The following is a 17,295-nucleotide window of genomic DNA, read 5'->3' as shown; positions in this document are numbered from 1 at the left end:
TTTCCGGTTTCGCGGGCTGCACCTGGGTGTAGCTGCCAGACAGCCACCAAGTATTGCTAACCTTTTTGAGTTCTGAAGGGCGGGACATCATCTATGACAGAGCAAAGTTCGATTCAAAGATCCGAGAAGCCCGTCGTGTTTCGCAATCGCGTGATCGATAAAAAGCAGTTGCGGCGACTGATTGCCTGGGCCTTCACCCACTATGGGACCGCCCGCACAGCACAGGTAGCCGACGAGCTAAAGGATTTGGGCTTCAAGTTTGCTACGCGGGCGGGGGTGTCGATTAGTGTAGACGACTTGCAGGTTCCGCCCAGCAAGCGCAAACTGCTCGACGAAGCCGAGGACGAAATCCGCAAAACCGAGGAGCGCTATACTCGCGGCGACATTACTGAAGTAGAGCGCTTCCAGAAGGTAATCGACACCTGGAACAGCACCAACGAAGACCTAACCAGTGCGGTGGTTCGCAACTTCCGCGAGAGCAACCCGCTCAACTCGGTCTATATGATGGCATTTTCTGGCGCACGGGGAAACATCTCTCAGGTGCGTCAGTTGGTGGGGATGCGCGGCCTGATGGCCAATCCGCAGGGGGAAATTATTGACCTGCCCATTAAGACCAACTTCCGCGAAGGGCTGACGGTGACGGAGTACATCATCTCCTCCTACGGGGCGCGGAAAGGACTGGTGGACACGGCGCTGCGGACGGCGGACTCCGGGTATCTCACCCGTCGTCTAGTGGACGTATCGCAGGACGTGATTATTCGGGAGCTAGACTGCAACACGGAGCGCGGCATTCCCATCCGCAGCATGACAGACGGGGAGCGAGTGCTGATTCCTCTGAAGGATCGGCTGCTGGGTCGCGTGCCTGCGGAGGATGTGATTCATCCCGAAACGGGTGAAGTTATTGTTCCTCGCAACGAGCCAATTTCCGACGATATGGCGGAGGAAATTGGTCGGGCTAAGGTAGAGCAGGTGGTCGTGCGATCGCCCCTGACCTGCCAGGCCTCCCGTTCCGTTTGCCAGCGCTGCTATGGCTGGAGCCTAGCCCACGCCTACCTGGTGGACATGGGCGAAGCCGTGGGCATCATTGCGGCGCAGTCGATTGGCGAACCGGGGACGCAGCTGACTATGCGAACATTCCACACGGGCGGCACGGTCACAGGCGAACAGGCTCCGACCATCCGCGCCAGCTTCAACGGCACAGTTCACCTGAAGCTAAAGCGTAAGGACGAAGTGCTGCGCTCTCGCCCCTTCCGCACCCGCCACGGCGAAGACGCGCTGATTATCGAGTCGCCCTCGGTGGAAGTGATCGTGGAACAAGGCAGCCGCAAGGAGTCCCACACGATTACTCAGGGTTCCATCCTGTTTGCCCAGGAAGGCGATTCGGTCGTGGCCGATCAAATCCTGGCAGAACTGCCCGCGACGGGGCGTGTCCGCAAGGTGACGGAAAAAGCCAGTAAGGACGTGGCTTCTGACCTGGCTGGCGAGGTGAAATTTGCCGACCTCGTGCCCGAAGAGAAGCGCGATCGCCAGGGCAACATCACTCGCATTGCCCAGCGGGGCGGCTTGCTGTGGGTGCTGTCGGGCGAGGTGTATAACCTGCCACCGGGCGCAGAACCTGTTGTAAAGAATGGCGATCGCGTCGAAGCCAACAGCATCCTCGCCAAGACCAAGCTCGTCACCGAAAATGGTGGTACAGTGCGCCTGCCCCAGGATGGCGAAGGCAAAGCGGGGCGCGAAGTCGAAATCATCACCGCGTCGGTGCTGCTGGATCAGGCCCGCGTCATCGCCGAAAGCCAGCAAGGCCGCGAACACTACATCATCGAAACCCAGCACAACCAGCGATTCTCCCTGATTGCCACACCCGGCACAAAGGTGGTGAACAAGCAGGTCGTAGCGGAACTGATTGACGACCGCTACCACACCCAGACGGGCGGCATCATCAAGTTCTCTGGCATCGAGCTAGAGAAGCGCGGCAAGGCCAAACAGGGCTATGAAGTCGTCAAGGGCGGCACGATTCTCTGGATTCCTGAAGAATCCCACGAGGTGAACAAAGATATTTCGCTGCTACTGGTCGAAGACGGGCAGTTTGTGGAAGCGGGCACCGAAGTGGTCAAAGACATCTTCTGCCAGAGCAGCGGCGTAGTCGAAGTGACCCAAAAGAACGACATTCTGCGGGAAATCGTGATCAAGCCCGGCGAACTGCACATGGTTGACAACCCGGAAGCCGTCATGAGTCGCAACGGCACGATCGCCAACCCCGGCGAAGAACTGCTGCCCGGTCTCGAACTGACGGATCTGCGCTATGTCGAATATGTCGATTCGCCCGAAGGCCCAGCACTGCTGCTGCGTCCGGTGACAGAGTTTGCTGTGCCCGACGAACCTTCGGTGCCCAGCCAATCTTCGACCAGCGAGGAGTCTGGTCGCGCAATCCAACTCCGGGCAGTGCAGCGGACGATGTATAAGGACGGTGAGCGCGTCAAGTCGGTCGAAGGGTTGGAACTGCTGCGGACTCAGCTAGTGCTGGAGATTGATCAAGATGCACAACTGGCCGCGGATATCGAGCTAGTGCCTGATGAATCTGATCCTGAACTGCTGCGCCTCCAGTTGGTGATTCTGGAATCGCTGGTGATTCGTCGCGACGTGCCCGCCGACCAGACCCAGGGCAGCACGCTAACCACGCTGCTGGTGAAAGACGGGGATCAAATCTCGCCAGGAGACGAAGTGGCCCGCACCGAGATCCTGTGTAAGGAAGGTGGCGAGGTGCGCGGCGTGGGCAGCAACGAATCAGCCCGCCGGATTCTGGTCGTTCGCGAGTCGGACAAGCTGACCGTCGAGACGGAGGGCAAGTCCCCTACTGTGAAAGCGGGCGACCTGCTGGTGGCTGGAGCGGCGATCGCCGATGGAGTCACCGTTGAAGAATCGGGACAAGTCCTCTCGGTTAGCGATTCCCAGGTGCAACTGCGACTGGCACGCCCCTATCGCGTGTCAGCGGGTGCGGTGCTGCACATCGACGACGGTGATTTGGTGCAACGGGGCGACAACCTGGTGCTGCTGGTGTTTGAACGCGCCAAGACCGGAGACATCATCCAGGGTCTACCCCGGATTGAGGAACTGCTGGAAGCCCGCAAGCCCAAAGAAGCCTGCGTCTTGGCACGGCGACCGGGCACAGCGCAGGTGGTCTACAGCGACGACGACACAGTGCAGGTGAAGGTCGTCGAAGCGGACGGCGTAATCACCGAGTATCCCATCGGGCCGGGTCAGAACATGCTGATCATCGACGGGCAGGAAGTGGGTGCCGCTGAACCGCTGACGGACGGCCCTGCCAACCCCCACGAAATTCTGGAGATCTTCTTTGATCTACATCGGGAAACGCTGGGCGTTCACGAAGCCTCGCTGATCAGCCTGGAAAAGGTGCAAACCTTCCTGGTAAACGAAGTGCAGTCGGTGTATCAGTCGCAGGGGATCGAAATTTCGGATAAGCACATCGAGGTAATTGTGCGCCAGATGACCTCCAAGGCGCGGGTCGATGACGGGGGCGACACCACCATGCTGCCGGGTGAACTGGTGGAACTGCACCAGATTCAGCAGGTGAACGAGGCGATGTCGATTACGGGCGGTGCGCCAGCGGAATATACCCCGGTGCTGCTGGGGATTACCAAGGCCTCACTGAACACCGACAGCTTTATCTCGGCCGCCAGCTTCCAGGAAACGACTCGTGTGCTGACCGAAGCAGCGATCGAAGGCAAGTCGGACTGGCTGCGGGGTCTGAAGGAAAACGTGATCATTGGTCGTCTGATTCCAGCGGGCACAGGCTTCAATGCCTACGAAGAGTCCACTAGCGTTGACCTCGACGCGCTGGACGACATGGGACTGAGTGATGTGGTGCTGGATGACCTGACCGCCCGCAGCTATGACCTAGACAGCGGCTTTGACGTGTTCCCGCCGCCGGAAGGTCTGGGAATGCGAGAAGGGACTGAGTTTCCGCGTCCGTCGCACGGCTTTGGTGACGATGCCTTCTCTGGTGTCCTTGAGGACGATGAGCTGGCCGACGAGTACGCTGACGACGATGATGAGGATGACGACGAGGACGAAGACTAGGGCGTAGGAGAAGCATAGAGTGCCTGCAAAGTGCTTCTCCTAGCTCAAATGCCAAGTCCAAGCGCCCAGTTCATTCAAATACCAAATTCAAACCAAATTCAAAAAGGGGGAGATGGATTGCCTTCATCTCCCCCTTTTTGCTAAATTCCTTTGCTAAATCCGTAGATGGCTTAAAACTTTAGTTTGGACTAATGGTGAAGAGGAAGGCAGTCAATGAGAAGCACCGACTGCCGTAAGGTCAATGAAGTACAACCAACATTGACCCCATGATTTTCAACGAACTTCAGCAATTTCGCCAAACGTTGTATGCCAGCTTGGGAAACGCCAGAGATGCCCTGTTTGATCTGATGGATGCCGTGTTAGTGAGTGCGTGCATCGTGTCGTTTGTGAGGCTATCGCAGAGTCCTGTCTTTCGTCGCCAGTGGTCGAGCACCTATGAAGCGTTGCGCGATAGCCGCCTACCCCGATCAAAGGTGCTGAAGCTGTTGGTGCAGCAGATACCGACTCAGCAGCAACCGTTGTTGGCAGGTGATGCGAGTCGGTGGAACCGTCCTGCTGCCAGGCGTTTGAAAGACCGCACCTTATCAGGCAGAACAGGACATGCCCCGATAGCCGGACAAAACTACAGTACCTTAGCCTGGATTGCTGAAGACAGGGGCAGTTGGGCATTACCATTGCGGCATGAGCGCATCACCAGCTTTGAAACACCCGCCAGTAAAGCGGCATTCCAACTCAAACAAGTGACTCGGCAGTTAGCGGTGCGTCCGTTGGCGATCTACGACCGAGGGTACGGCAATGCCAGTTTTGTCAACCAAACGGCAGGGATTGAGGCAGACTTGCTGCTGCGGGTTACATCCAATCGATGTGTCTATGGCGCGCCCCCAGCGTATCGAGGGCGAGGCGCACCTGCCAAGCATGGACATAAGATGAAACTCAATGACCCTGACACTTGGAGTGTCCCGGTCGAAACCGTTGAAGTCGATGATCCCAACTGGGGACGAGTGCGGGTCAGTCGTTGGAGTGCATACCATTTCCGCAAATCCCCCAAACGGGCAATGGAAGTGTTGCGCGTGGAGGTGCTGGAGACACAGAGCAGCACGCGACGCTTGGCTCCTTTGTGGTTAGTTTGGCTGGGTGAGCAGATGCCTCCGTTAGAAACCCTGTGGTTGCACTACCTCCGTCGCTTTGCCATTGAACACTGGTATCGCTTTGCCAAGCAGAGGCTATATTGGACACATCCCCAGTTCAGTTCTGTATCGGCAACCGAACAGTGGAGCAGCCTGATGCCGTTGCTCAGTTGGCAGTTGTGGTTAGCGCGAAAGGACTGTACTGACCACCCCTTGCCCTGGCAGGCACCGCAAGAAACGTTGACTCCGGGTCGGGTCGCACAAGCGTTTGCAGGCATTTTGGCAGCGATTGGCACCCCTGCTCCTGCGCCTAAACCTCGTGGTAAATCGCCAGGACGAGGCAAGGGGCACAAGCCAACTCCTCGTCCCTGCTATCCGATGGTCAAAAAACGAGCCTCGAAACGCAAGACATCCGAACAATCCCTGAACAGTCCGGTTGCAACAGCAGCTTAACTGCGAGCAGGATTGTATCCAATTCCTTAAGTTCAACTGTTATGAACGGTTGAGCAGATTCTTTATGGCATCCTGTTGAGCATTATTGTGATGCCAGTTAGTCCAAACTAAAGTTAAAACCAACCGCCTGCCTCAATTCACACACCTCAATTCACCCGCCTCAATTCACCCGCGTCAATTGTTGTAGTTTTCGTCTACAAAGCCGGGGTTGCTGCGGGCGGGAATTTTCCAGTCTGCGTTTTCGCCGCCAATAATGAGCCGCTCGATCGTCACATAGTCCTTGCTGAACTGTTTCAGACTGTTGATTAACACGTCCAGCGCCAGGGCATCGCTCGTCCCCATATCGATCCAGCAGCGGGCCCAGTTGCCTTCATACTCCACCTCGCCCATGTTGTGCATCAGCGACATGAGGCTTTCATCGGCCTGGTCATTGTCGTAGTCCAGATAGCTGATATCCAGCCCAGTATCTTGAACCTGCAAGTTTTCGGCATTGAACCCGCCCAGCTTGCCCAGGAAAAACCAGGAGTTAAAGATCTCATCGATGTATTGCTGCTCCATTGCAGAAGGCGGCAGCGTGAATTCTAACCAAATCCACAGGTTGAAAAAGTCGCATTCTCGAAATTCGACGCGCATGGGGATTGAGGTGTTGGAGTATCAGAGAAATGAGGTGAGGGGAAAGGTGCATCTCATACCTCATTCAGCATACGACTTTCAGGACTTACGCAGTTGGACAATTTCTCACCAGCTGGGCCCGCGAGCAATTGTCCAAAATCCAAAAAGCTTATCGTAAGTGTGTAAGTCCTAGACTTTCTAAGTGAGCGAAATGAGTCATCTCTGCAAGGAGGTTGGGGTTTTCAAGCCTTGCACCCGATCGCCCTTGCGATGTGGCTCAAACCGTGCGCCTCTAGTTTTTGGGCGAGGCCGTCGAGGATGCGGCGCACCATCCACGGTCCTTCATAAAACCAGCCCGTGTAGACCTGCACCAGGCTTGCGCCAGCGGTAATTTTTTCCCAGGCATCCTCAGCGGTGAAAATGCCGCCAACCCCAATGATGGGTAGAGTCCCGCTGGTCTTCTGATAAATCAGTCGGATAATTTCGGTGGAGCGCTGGCGGAGGGGTGCGCCGCTGATACCGCCGGCCTCTTCTGTGAGCAATTTCCCCGTTGTAGGGAGGCGCTGGGTGTGGAGGCGATCGCGCTGAACGGTTGTATTAGTCGCGATGATCCCTGCCAGGTGATGGGTTTGGCAGAGGGCAAGAATATCGGCGATCTCCCCCTCGTCGAGATCCGGCGCAATTTTCACCAGCAGCGGTTTTTGCCCTGCATTTTCTTGCTGCAATAGCCCCAAAATGCGGTCAAGCTGGTCGGCATCCTGGAGCGATCGCAATCCAGGCGTGTTGGGCGAGGACACATTCACCACAAAGTAATTGCCGCAATTCTGAAGCAGCCGGAAACTGCCGAGATAATCCTCCGCCGCAGACTCCAGCGGGGTCACTTTGGACTTGCCCAGATTAATCCCCAGGGGGAACCGCAACGCAGAGGGGTCAGCGTCTTGAAGGGGCATAGCAGACACGCTCAGGCGGGCAGCCATCGCAGCGGCCCCTTCATTGTTAAACCCCATGCGGTTGAGCGCCGCCAAATCTTGAGGCAGGCGGAACAGGCGGGGTCGGGGATTTCCGGGCTGGGCATGGAGCGTAACAGTGCCGAGTTCCGCAAAGCCAAAGCCAAAATCCTGCCACAGGTGGGCGACCCGTCCGTCCTTGTCGAATCCAGCCGCCAGCCCCACCGGATTCTGAAAACTCAGGCCCCAGAGCGTTTGGCTGAGGGCAGGATGGGCGCTACAAAAGGCCCGCCGACCCTGCTGTCGCACCCAGGAGGCCAGCGGCGGATTGCGGGTTGCGTCTGCCTCGGCAAGCCCGCTAAGTGTGTCGATGAGCCGACGGTGTAGCCATTCTGGGTCAGCCCGCAGCCCGCTAAACAGCAGCGGACGTAGCCCCTGTTTATAAAGATCCACTTTATAAAGCTCCACGGATGTTTCCTTGGTGCTGAATCATCAGGCTTCCCTGCAAGAGCATTCTGCCGAGTCACAAATTGTGATTAAGCCACTTGTGATTAAGCCACTCGTGATTAAGCCACTTGTGATTAAGTCACAAAGCAAGAATTAGAGCTAATTTATGAAGCAAATCTTAAGAAGCCTGAAACTCTTGGCATGTGTGGCTTTGAGGTCATGTTTGCCCAGGAAAAGCGGTTTCTCGGAAATCCTTGATTAACAAGGCTTTCAGGCTCCTTTACAAATTAGCTCTTAAAGCAGGAAATCTCACTAGAAAATCTCACTGTATCAAGCGACGATTCAAGAATCAATCTTGAGGTTTGGCAAGACTCTTGCAAGACCATTAGCGTCCCCCAAATTGAGTAGGGATGAGTCCATAGGCATGGCTCACAAGCTGCACGTTTGGGCCCTGCATCTGCCAAACCAGCAGTTCCTCCCGGTTAGAACGCTGACCGTGAACCCATAAATGAACGCGGATAAATTCATTCGCCTGATGATCGGATGGAAGCCATTCCCAGCCGAGGATCTCGAATGCACTTGTTTTACCAGAGTTGCGCTGAATTGCGTCACAGTACATTAAGAAATGAGGCAGTGAATTGGCTTTTTGAAACGTTTCACTAGACTGTTCATAAACAGAAAGACAGTCTGCCTGGTTGACTTGGGCATGAAATTTTTGAATCGCGTCTATAATTTCATCTTGCTTTACTTTTAGATTTGTAATGTTCAAGAATTGATACTTAGCAGTAATTTCTGGTTTACAGCTAAAGGAGCCATTCGTAATATTAAACGAGCAGTTTTTTATCCCCAGCGAGGCTTCTCCGCGAAAGACCGCAAATAGCCCAGAGATAATCGAAGGTACGACAAACACGATGAAAAAGAGAGTTCCCAAGCAGCCCAAGCAGCTTGTTGTTCCAGAGGATTGAGCCATAGAACCTTGCGGGCGATCGCCAAACTCTACCAGCCAAAACCTATTGCCAAACCCTGAGGAACCTATACAGCCTGCTCCAGTTTATTTCTGGTAGAGTTTCTAATATAGTTTATTTCTAGTAAAGCCTCATGCCCTGAGACGGCAGACGGTTATTCCAAGACGGTTATTGCAATATGTAGCATTCTGTCAGCAGGATTCCCAAGATGCCCTAAGCTAGTTAAGGTTTTTACTACTCAAACTACCGTCGTGTCTGAACTGCTCTACACGGGTTTACGCGAAGGGATACAGGGAGCATTGTGGCTGGTGCATTTGGTGCTGGTTCCAGTTTGTTTTGTAATGGCTTGGGGCATGGTGGGGCTGGTTGCCTGGAACCTGATTTCGGCAGGGCGAGACGGGCTGGCCCAGGCGCAACAAATGCACAAGATTCCCTGTTCTGAATGTCGATTTTTTACGGGCGATTATCACTTGAAATGCACGGTACATCCGGAGCGAGCGCTGTCGGAAGAGGCGATGAATTGTGCAGACTACGAGCCGCAAAGGTGGGGATAATTCTAGAACGGTACTGGAGCTTTGAGCGTTAGCGTTTCATACGTTTGCGGATGCTTGACCGTCATCTGGTGAGCGTGCAGATGGAGCCGGGGCGCGTGTGCTGGACAACCGTAGAGGCGATCGCCCCAAATCGGCGTTCCCAAACCCGCCGCGTCTGCCGCATGAACCCGGAGCTGATGCGTGCGCCCGGTCACAGGCACTAGCTCTACCCGACTGCGCCATACCCCATCGAATTCACAGCGTTCCTGTCTGAGCAGGCGCACCTGAGTCTGGCTGGGCTTGCCCCGCTGCCAATCGACCTGCTGCTGGGGACGCTCGGCCGGGTCGCCCCACAGCGGCAGACAAATTTCATCAGGAACGGACGCTAGACGGCCAGATAGCAGCGCCTCGTAAACCTTTTGCACCTGACGCTGCTGAAACTGCTGATGGAGCGCCCGGTGAGTTTCTGCGTCTTTTGCCAGCAGCAGCACGCCAGAGGTATTTTGATCGAGCCGATGCGCGGGATAGAGCCGTGAGTGGGTTGAGAGTCGGGCGATCGCGCTATCTTGTCCATAGCGACCGGGCACCGACAGCAGTCCACTGGGCTTATTGACAGCCAACAGCCACGGGTCTTCGTATAGAATCTCCAGCGGTTCCGGTGCAGCGGTCTTCAATACCTGAGCCGACAAGCCCGACAGCAAGAACCCCATCAGCGGCTGACAGCGCTCTGCACAGGCTTCATAAAATTGTCCTTGCACCCGATGCTCTCGCGCAGGCGACGGCCCCCACCAAAACTCCGCCAGGGCGATCGGCGTTAGTCCGTGGGTTGCTGCATAATGCAGAAGTTTTGGGGCGCAGCAGTCGCCCGTCCCGGTGGGCAAAAAACCAGACGGCATCAGCGCTTGCAGGGGTTGAGAGTCGCCTGCAAAGTTGGTGAGATGATGAGCAGTGTAAAATTCTGCCTGGAGTTGTCGAGATAGACTTTTACGCTGCTGTTTCAGTTCTGCAATCCGTGCGTTTGCCCGGTCAATTTCTTGCTGTAGTGGATGCAGGACAGCGTTCCACTTTGCTTTCAAGTTTCGGCGCTCGATGCCATCCTGCTGGCTTTGATGATTAAGCGCCTGAAGTGCGATCGCCACTGTGTCGTCTTCAGGACGCTGGCGTAACTGCTGCCGAGTGCGATCGCGGGCTTGCTTCCGGTTCTGGTGCAGATCCGAAAGCTGCTTTAGTTCATAGTCAAACTTGAGTTTTTCAGCATGATAAACCTGACGAACCGACAGGGTTTCTAGCTGGATCAATTCCTGCTTGATTGCTTGCAGCGCATTCAGTGTTTCTAGTTCTAATGCAGCAATGCGATCGCGCCCTGGAATTGGCGGAACCCATCCTTCTTGTGTGCTGCTGCCATTGAGCAATCCAGAAAACGCTTTGAGAAAATACAGTTCATCAGCCTGCGCTTTGACGAGCAAAACGCCGTACATCTTGCCTTCACGGTTGCAGTCCTCACAGGCTGCGAGTTCCTGCATAAGAGCGTGGGCGATCGCCTCTGAAAGGCGGGTTCGGGGCAGACACAGCCACCTGCCCGAACGCGGACACACCCCACCATACCAGCCCGTCACAGTTGCATCTGCAAGAGACGCTTTAGCGCAGGATGGTAGCGGGTGGAGCGTGTGGGCGATCGCTTCAGAATACAAGCTCAGCAAGGCTCACAAGCTATACACTGGCGGTCGTCGGCGGGTAGCAGACCTTGGTGCCGCCCAGTCCGCAATAGCCCCCCGGATTTTTGGCAAGATATTGCTGGTGATAGTCCTCCGCATAATAGAACTCTGGCGCATCCAGAATTTCAGTGGTGATGCTGCCATAGCCTTCTGATTTGAGAGCAGCCTGATAGCGCTGGAGAGAGGCTTCGGCGGCTTGCCGCTGGGCCTCAGAATAAACATAAATTCCAGAGCGATACTGCGTGCCTACGTCATTCCCTTGGCGCATTCCTTGGGTGGGGTCGTGGCTTTCCCAGAACACCTTGAGCAGGTCTTCGTAGGAAATCACCGACGGGGCGTATACGACGCGCACGACTTCGTTATGCCCTGTCAGACCGCTGCACACTTCCTGATAAGTGGGGTTAGGCGTGATGCCCCCTGCGTAGCCCACGGATGTGCTGTATACGCCTTCCTGCTGCCAAAACTTTCGCTCTGCGCCCCAAAAACAGCCCAGCCCAAACAGCGCTAGCTCCATCCCGTCGGGGAATGGGGGCTGAAGCGGGTTGCCGTTGACGAAGTGGCGATTTTGAATCTGCATTGGCTGCGATCGCCCCGGCAAAGCCTCTTCAGGAGTCGGCAGCGCCAGCTTTTTACCAAACCCAAATAGCACCATAGCGGTTTACCAACTGTCTCTAGAAGTGTGCAAGAGAAGCATACAGATCACTTTCAATAAGAAGTAAAAGTCCAGCAGAACGACCTAGCGCTTTAATCAGGCACTCCCAAATCAAGGGCGCAGAGAATTCATACTTCTTTACTTCTTCTCTCATAGTACCGCAACAATAAAACACTGGAAAATACTAGAGAAAGAAGCCCTGCCCCCAAAGAGCGATCGCCCTCTAATCCTTTACGCCCCCCACATCCTAGACTCCTTTACCCAGAGTGTTGCTGGGAGTGACCTAAGAATCCCATGAGAACTAGGGCAGGATAAGCCTCGCTTCCCAATCATCTCGCTTTCAATTTTTCTAGAGAGTTTTGCGTTAGAAATTGCTCAACCAGAGAGTCTTTGAGCGAATCCCAAATCCAATCAGTAGATGGACACAAAACATCAAACCAAAAATCCTATACTGCCCGCGGCATAGGCGGCGCAAGGTCTTAAGAGATGATTTTTAATTTGGTCTACCTACGTTTAGAAGAGAGGTTTACAACAGCAACTCCAACGGTGCCACAGGAACCAGTTGAATGCTGTCCAGGCTGATAGCGTGCCCATACTGATGAGGAGCATCCCACTAGGAGCATCCCACTTTCGATGAAACAGTCAACTGGCGAGCTGTCCATTGAGGTAGGCACAGCGCAGACTCAACATGGCATTAACGGAGGCCGTATTCCAGCGAGCACCCGAAATTTGGAGGCGTCGCCCAATCTGTTTGACAGCCGATTCTACGGCTCCTGATCCAATAGAACAGAGTTGCTCAGCCTGGTAGAACCCATAATTCACGATGCGAGAGCGATGGGTGCTCAGATAGGCTTCAAAATTGCGGGCTTGCTTGCGCCGACAGTCGGCAAAGAGGGCCCTGGCGGCTTCCACTTGACCTTGCCATAACAGCATTTCCGCCGCTGCTAAGCGCTTGAGCGACCCACCGACTTTGTAGAGGTTTTCTTTGAGATGGTACCAATCGAGGATTTCCCAACGGGTCTCAACGGTGGTGAGTTGAGCAAACAGATTCCACACCCCAGCGTGACCATCGCCCAGACAGACCAGTGGGGAGAGCAAGCGTTGAGCGCTGAGATAATCAATCAAGCTGTCATTGTCTTGGAAGAAGGCGTTGTAATCAATCCCCTCCACCCGCACCGCTTTGTAGTCTCGCCACGGGCTATCGGACTCTAGCAGGTCACGCAGACGGACTTTGCCGCCATCAATGCTGACCTCACTGACGCCTTGTTTAGCCTCGGCAGACTCGAACGACTGACGCCCCACCAGACGTTGTTGGGTCGAGTGCCCGACCCGCATCCCGGTCAGGGCTACGATGTCATCCTCTGCATCTTGAAACGATTCGTTGGCACTTAAGCGTAGGTTGGCTTTCTCTAGGCCACCACTGAGACGGCTGTAAGCCTTTACGCCTAACCGTTCTGCCTGACTTTGACGAATCTCAAGGACCCCTACCAAACTCTTCAATCGGCGAACCCGGCCTCGGGCGGGGTAGGCTTTCTGGTTGACAAAAAAAGGGCAACTCGAGGGCTCACCTCCTCTAGCATTTGCCGTCGTACAGTCTGCTCGATGCCTTCTAGACTATCGAGCCCCTCTCGGTTGCTATTGCGATACAAAATCTCGGCGATCTCTGCTGTACAAGTTTCCAATCGCTTTTGGTCTTCAGGTGTCATGGTGAGTCATCCCTGGGGCTACCCTCCCATTCTCACCCTTCGCACTGTTTTCGCGAAAGTGGGATGCTCCCTACTGATGTACCCCCAGCACTGTCCCTATGGCATCTGTATCCAGATTAGTCTCAGCCACTGCAATCTTTTTCGAGACCAGCTTCAAATCTATCAATTCACTTAAAGGAGAATTCTGAAAAGGATCAAAGAGAAGCTCATCATTTAGCTCAAATCGGAATGGCGCTTCTCCGAGTCCATCTGCCAAAAGGCGATCAACATTACCAACTACGCCAACCACGATGTCATATGCACCCGGCACATGCCCAATCAGTCCATTAAGAGGCGTGTTTCCGTCCTCAATATACGTCGTGTCTGCCGTCAATCCATCCTCAATAGTGACAGAAATCGAGCTTTTTTCACCAATCTGATAGGTTGGGGAATCGACGGCAGTGATATTAATCGTAAAGGTCTCGCTGCCTTCAACTAATCCATCTCTGACAATCTGAATTGGAATTCCAGAAGCAGAGAACCCGCTCGGAAGTGATGCGGTGTCGGTGTAAATGCCTGTTTTTGGATCAAATGTTGCCGTAACAGATTCGTAAACATAATCTTCTATAGGCTGGGCTGTACCGGGCACAATTTCAAAGAAAATTGTTAGATTTTCATCTGAAGGTACAGGACTGACTGCCTGACACATCTCTGGAAGCCCCTGATTTCTCGTAGGGGACGCTGGCCCAAAAGCTCCTCTGACCAAGCCCTCCGGCTCCAACTCAGGAGCTATGGGCCTGACTGCCTGACACATCTCTGGAAACCCCTGATTTCTCGTAGGGGACGCTGGCCCAAAAGCTCCTCTGACCAAGCCCTCCGGCTCCAACTCAGGAGCTATGGGCTTCGATCCCAAGACAACGAATTTTCTGGGCTTTCGGGACTTGTGTCAGGCAACCAGGTGACCAACACTCTCGTTCTTGACAAGGTGCTTCAGAGCGTCCGCACCCGTGATCATGGAACGAAATTTGTAGAGGGTAAACGGCTGACCCGCAAGTCCGCAACGCACTTGCCTAAAAAATATCGGGCCCGGACTATCCATCTTAATCGCGATCGCCACAGGTAGAAACACAATTGCCAATACAACAAGCCCCACAAAACCACCCACCAAATCGACAGAACGTTTCACAACGGAATGCGCTGATCTATGCACAGGAACAAATTCCGCCGTACCCACAAGCTGAAGTTTTTGCACCATATTTACGAGGTCAATTCAGATGGGTAATGCACCAAAAAAAGAAAGGAAGCAACTAGACAAGAAACTATAGCGTTTTTCATTCTGGCGAGGCATAGTAACAGCAATGGGAGAACCAATTCTGTAGGTCATTCAATGACACTTGGAAGAAGGACTCCTCAATGGCTTTGTCTAGATCAAGATAGCTCCGTGCCCCAAGGGAGCGCAGAATACTCTTAATCTTTGAAAAGCAATTCTCGATGGGTGAAAAGTCCGGCGAGTACGGCGGTAGAAACATCAGTTTAGCACCTGCATCCTCAATCAACCTCCTAACTTCTTCACCAAGATGAATCGAGCAGTTATCCATGATGACACATGCCCCTTTCCACAACTTAGGAACGAGTCTCTGGGAAATGAAGGCTTCAAAGGTAAGTCCATCGACTGAACCGATGAGATTGGAATAGGTAATTACCTTTTTAAGGCTAATTGCACCAAGAATCGAGACCCGTTTCCCTCGTTTGCTGGGACGCTTACCATGGGCTCGTTTTCCTTTCGGGGCACGTGCCCGGAGTCGAGCCAAAGCCAGGTTCACTCCTGATTCGTCAATAAAGATTAAGTCTTGAGCCAGGAATCCTCGGGAGCATCCCACTTTCGCGAAAACAGTGCGAAGGGTGAGAATGGGAGGGTAGCCCCAGGGATGACTCACCATGACACCTGAAGACCAAAAGCGATTGGAAACTTGTACAGCAGAGATCGCCGAGATTTTGTATCGCAATAGCAACCGAGAGGGGCTCGATAGTCTAGAAGGCATCGAGCAGACTGTACGACGGCAAATGCTAGAGGAGGTGAGCCCTCGAGTTGCCCTTTTTTTGTCAACCAGAAAGCCTACCCCGCCCGAGGCCGGGTTCGCCGATTGAAGAGTTTAGTAGGGGTCCTTGAGATTCGTCAAAGTCAGGCAGAACGGTTAGGCGTAAAGGCTTACAGCCGTCTCAGTGGTGGCCTAGAGAAAGCCAACCTACGCTTAAGTGCCAACGAATCGTTTCAAGATGCAGAGGATGACATCGTAGCCCTGACCGGGATGCGGGTCGGGCACTCGACCCAACAACGTCTGGTGGGGCGTCAGTCGTTCGAGTCTGCCGAGGCTAAACAAGGCGTCAGTGAGGTCAGCATTGATGGCGGCAAAGTCCGTCTGCGTGACCTGCTAGAGTCCGATAGCCCGTGGCGAGACTACAAAGCGGTGCGGGTGGAGGGGATTGATTACAACGCCTTCTTCCAAGACAATGACAGCTTGATTGATTATCTCAGCGCTCAACGCTTGCTCTCCCCACTGGTCTGTCTGGGCGATGGTCACGCTGGGGTGTGGAATCTGTTTGCTCAACTCACCACCGTTGAGACCCGTTGGGAAATCCTCGATTGGTACCATCTCAAAGAAAACCTCTACAAAGTCGGTGGGTCGCTCAAGCGCTTAGCAGCGGCGGAAATGCTGTTATGGCAAGGTCAAGTGGAAGCCGCCAGGGCCCTCTTTGCCGACTGTCGGCGCAAGCAAGCCCGCAATTTTGAAGCCTATCTGAGCACCCATCGCTCTCGCATCGTGAATTATGGGTTCTACCAGGCTGAGCAACTCTGTTCTATTGGATCAGGAGCCGTAGAATCGGCTGTCAAACAGATTGGGCGACGCCTCCAAATTTCGGGTGCTCGCTGGAATACGGCCTCCGTTAATGCCATGTTGAGTCTGCGCTGTGCCTACCTCAATGGACAGCTCGCCAGTTGACTGTTTCATCGAAAGTGGGATGCTCCTGGAATCCTCGAACCAGTTGCCAAAATTTGACTCGTTCGATTTGCACCCGTTCAGTTTCCTTTTTGTCGGGATACAGCGTTTTTTTTAAGGGTTAAGTTCAGTTTCTCTAACATACGAAACATCGTCGAAACGCCAATCCAAACACCGACCCTTTGTTCCAGCAAGTCACACAACTCTGCCAATGTCGCGTCATGATTTGATTCAGCAATCGTTTTTAGGATCTCTAGTTGCTCATTACTTAATTTGGTTGGCGTTTGCTCAGTGCGGCGTTTGGGGGCAATCTCACCTGTTTCCCGATATTGTTTGATCAGCTTTCGCACGAAACTGTAAGCAACTCGAAATTGTTGAGCGATTTGACGTTGCGACGTATTCCCTTCAATGTAGACATCAATAATTTTTTGTCTAAGATCTAGTGAGTAGGGTCGCATTTGAGTTAAGGGTAAAGTAAATTCACTGAATAGATTATATCAAAATACGCCTCACTAGGCTAGAAATTGCTATAGCTCCTAATAGAAAACCTTCAGAGACAGAGCCTTGAAGTCATAAAACAGTCATGAAACCTTATCCAACGCAGTAATTCTCCAGAAACAAAACCGAATGCGAATAAGGTTCCAAGCTTGTCAAGCTCTATAGACCACTCCTTTTGTGAAGATCATGTAAAGCTGATATCCTTTCGGCTCCTAAGTGAAATCACTTATTCACATGCACATCTTTTATCAGCTTTTCGAGTTTTCTACAAGGACATATAATATAACCTGAAGAATGTTATAATATAAACTGAAGAATGTAAAGTTAGGTTGTAACTTGTGTCTTTTGCAACAGTTCATCCTGGCAATCAGACACGTAGGACTCTTTAAGAGATTCTTCAGTAATCGCTAATACAGTATTTTTTGGCGTTGGAGAGTTTTTTGCATAAGCTGAGCTTATGTGTTTTCCCACCATTTGGCGATCGCACTGATCTCTTTTAATACATTTCAATCTCCGTAATAGCACCAGGAAACCGTTCGCCACAAGTCATCAGCAGTCGGATAA

At 53.3% G+C, this 17,295-nt stretch carries 14 protein-coding genes; 4 read left to right on the top strand and 10 right to left on the bottom strand.

Annotated elements, in window-relative coordinates; all coding sequences use genetic code 11:
- The first annotated feature begins 93 nt into the window (after window positions 1-93).
- Both HPC62_RS04585 and HPC62_RS04580 read left to right on the top strand, forming a co-directional pair.
- Window positions 94-4,098 carry a DNA-directed RNA polymerase subunit beta' gene (locus HPC62_RS04585; protein ID WP_172353952.1) on the top strand — a complete coding sequence of 1,335 codons (4,005 nt, stop codon included), beginning with the start codon at window positions 94-96 and terminating at the stop codon, window positions 4,096-4,098.
- 266 nt (window positions 4,099-4,364) lie between these two features.
- Window positions 4,365-5,678: an NF041680 family putative transposase gene (locus tag HPC62_RS04580; protein WP_172353244.1), complete on the top strand. Its 1,314-nt coding sequence runs from the start codon at window positions 4,365-4,367 to the stop codon at window positions 5,676-5,678.
- A gap of 174 nt (window positions 5,679-5,852) precedes the next feature.
- On the opposite strand, the gene HPC62_RS04575 is transcribed toward HPC62_RS04580, so the two are convergent.
- The 3 genes from HPC62_RS04575 to HPC62_RS04565 all read right to left on the bottom strand — a co-directional run bounded on the left by HPC62_RS04575 (window position 5,853) and on the right by HPC62_RS04565 (window position 8,654).
- Window positions 5,853-6,311 (bottom strand): DUF3531 family protein, encoded by a 459-nt coding sequence (locus HPC62_RS04575; protein WP_172353951.1) that lies wholly within the window; start codon window positions 6,309-6,311, stop codon window positions 5,853-5,855.
- 221 nt (window positions 6,312-6,532) lie between these two features.
- On the bottom strand, window positions 6,533-7,690 hold the full coding sequence (locus HPC62_RS04570; protein WP_172358778.1) for a quinone-dependent dihydroorotate dehydrogenase: 1,158 nt from the start codon (window positions 7,688-7,690) through the stop codon (window positions 6,533-6,535).
- Window positions 7,691-8,069: 379 nt separating this feature from the next.
- Window positions 8,070-8,654, bottom strand: coding sequence for a hypothetical protein (locus HPC62_RS04565; RefSeq protein WP_172353950.1), 585 nt, complete (start codon window positions 8,652-8,654; stop codon window positions 8,070-8,072).
- Between the two features lie 246 nt (window positions 8,655-8,900).
- Here HPC62_RS04565 and HPC62_RS04560 point away from each other — a divergent pair, with 246 nt between their 5' ends.
- Window positions 8,901-9,203: a hypothetical protein gene (locus HPC62_RS04560; RefSeq protein ID WP_228721704.1), complete on the top strand. Its 303-nt coding sequence runs from the start codon at window positions 8,901-8,903 to the stop codon at window positions 9,201-9,203.
- A 2-nt stretch (window positions 9,204-9,205) separates the two neighbouring features.
- On the opposite strand, the gene HPC62_RS04555 is transcribed toward HPC62_RS04560, so the two are convergent.
- From HPC62_RS04555 to HPC62_RS04530, 6 genes are all read right to left on the bottom strand, one after another.
- Entirely contained in the window at window positions 9,206-10,882 is a 1,677-nt protein-coding gene (locus HPC62_RS04555; RefSeq protein ID WP_228721703.1) for an RluA family pseudouridine synthase, read from the bottom strand.
- Between the two features lie 10 nt (window positions 10,883-10,892).
- A complete protein-coding gene (gene msrA, locus HPC62_RS04550; protein WP_172353949.1) occupies window positions 10,893-11,549 on the bottom strand; it encodes a peptide-methionine (S)-S-oxide reductase MsrA in 657 nt (218 codons plus the stop codon).
- Window positions 11,550-12,191: 642 nt separating this feature from the next.
- Window positions 12,192-13,255 (bottom strand): ISKra4 family transposase gene (locus HPC62_RS04545; protein ID WP_172353946.1). Its coding sequence is split into 2 segments (ribosomal slippage): window positions 12,192-13,099 and window positions 13,099-13,255, totalling 1,065 coding nucleotides; the frame shifts between segments, so codons are not numbered across the junction.
- 70 nt (window positions 13,256-13,325) lie between these two features.
- A complete protein-coding gene (locus HPC62_RS04540) occupies window positions 13,326-13,943 on the bottom strand; it encodes a hypothetical protein (protein ID WP_172353948.1) in 618 nt (205 codons plus the stop codon).
- A 237-nt stretch (window positions 13,944-14,180) separates the two neighbouring features.
- A complete protein-coding gene (locus HPC62_RS23835; RefSeq protein WP_172353947.1) occupies window positions 14,181-14,489 on the bottom strand; it encodes a sugar transferase in 309 nt (102 codons plus the stop codon).
- A gap of 76 nt (window positions 14,490-14,565) precedes the next feature.
- On the bottom strand, window positions 14,566-15,174 hold the full coding sequence (locus HPC62_RS04530; RefSeq protein ID WP_216655324.1) for an IS630 family transposase: 609 nt from the start codon (window positions 15,172-15,174) through the stop codon (window positions 14,566-14,568).
- Between HPC62_RS04530 and HPC62_RS04525 the strand changes: the two genes are divergently transcribed.
- Window positions 15,173-16,236 (top strand): ISKra4 family transposase gene (locus HPC62_RS04525; RefSeq protein ID WP_172353946.1). Its coding sequence is split into 2 segments (ribosomal slippage): window positions 15,173-15,329 and window positions 15,329-16,236, totalling 1,065 coding nucleotides; the frame shifts between segments, so codons are not numbered across the junction. The genes HPC62_RS04530 and HPC62_RS04525 overlap by 2 nt on opposite strands.
- Before the next feature lie 77 nt (window positions 16,237-16,313).
- On the opposite strand, the gene HPC62_RS04520 is transcribed toward HPC62_RS04525, so the two are convergent.
- Window positions 16,314-16,691 (bottom strand): helix-turn-helix domain-containing protein, encoded by a 378-nt coding sequence (locus HPC62_RS04520; protein ID WP_172353945.1) that lies wholly within the window; start codon window positions 16,689-16,691, stop codon window positions 16,314-16,316.
- Window positions 16,692-17,295: the final 604 nt, after the last annotated feature.

The sequence above is a fragment of the Thermoleptolyngbya sichuanensis A183 genome (assembly GCF_013177315.1).
Lineage (GTDB): Bacteria > Cyanobacteriota > Cyanobacteriia > Elainellales > Elainellaceae > Thermoleptolyngbya > Thermoleptolyngbya sichuanensis.
This window is presented reverse-complemented; position numbering and strand designations above follow the sequence as displayed.

What these genes read in the sequence shown, in the direction of transcription:
- HPC62_RS04585 (WP_172353952.1), top strand. Translation starts at nt 94, where the DNA reads ATGACAGAGCAAAGTTCGATTCAAAGATCCGAGAAGCCCGTCGTGTTT.
- HPC62_RS04580 (WP_172353244.1), top strand. Translation starts at nt 4,365, where the DNA reads ATGATTTTCAACGAACTTCAGCAATTTCGCCAAACGTTGTATGCCAGC.
- HPC62_RS04575 (WP_172353951.1), bottom strand. Translation starts at nt 6,311, where the DNA reads ATGCGCGTCGAATTTCGAGAATGCGACTTTTTCAACCTGTGGATTTGG.
- HPC62_RS04565 (WP_172353950.1), bottom strand. Translation starts at nt 8,654, where the DNA reads ATGGCTCAATCCTCTGGAACAACAAGCTGCTTGGGCTGCTTGGGAACT.
- msrA (WP_172353949.1), bottom strand. Translation starts at nt 11,549, where the DNA reads ATGGTGCTATTTGGGTTTGGTAAAAAGCTGGCGCTGCCGACTCCTGAA.
- HPC62_RS04540 (WP_172353948.1), bottom strand. Translation starts at nt 13,943, where the DNA reads ATGTGTCAGGCAGTCAGTCCTGTACCTTCAGATGAAAATCTAACAATT.
- HPC62_RS23835 (WP_172353947.1), bottom strand. Translation starts at nt 14,489, where the DNA reads ATGGTGCAAAAACTTCAGCTTGTGGGTACGGCGGAATTTGTTCCTGTG.
- HPC62_RS04530 (WP_216655324.1), bottom strand. Translation starts at nt 15,174, where the DNA reads ATGGTGAGTCATCCCTGGGGCTACCCTCCCATTCTCACCCTTCGCACT.
- HPC62_RS04520 (WP_172353945.1), bottom strand. Translation starts at nt 16,691, where the DNA reads ATGCGACCCTACTCACTAGATCTTAGACAAAAAATTATTGATGTCTAC.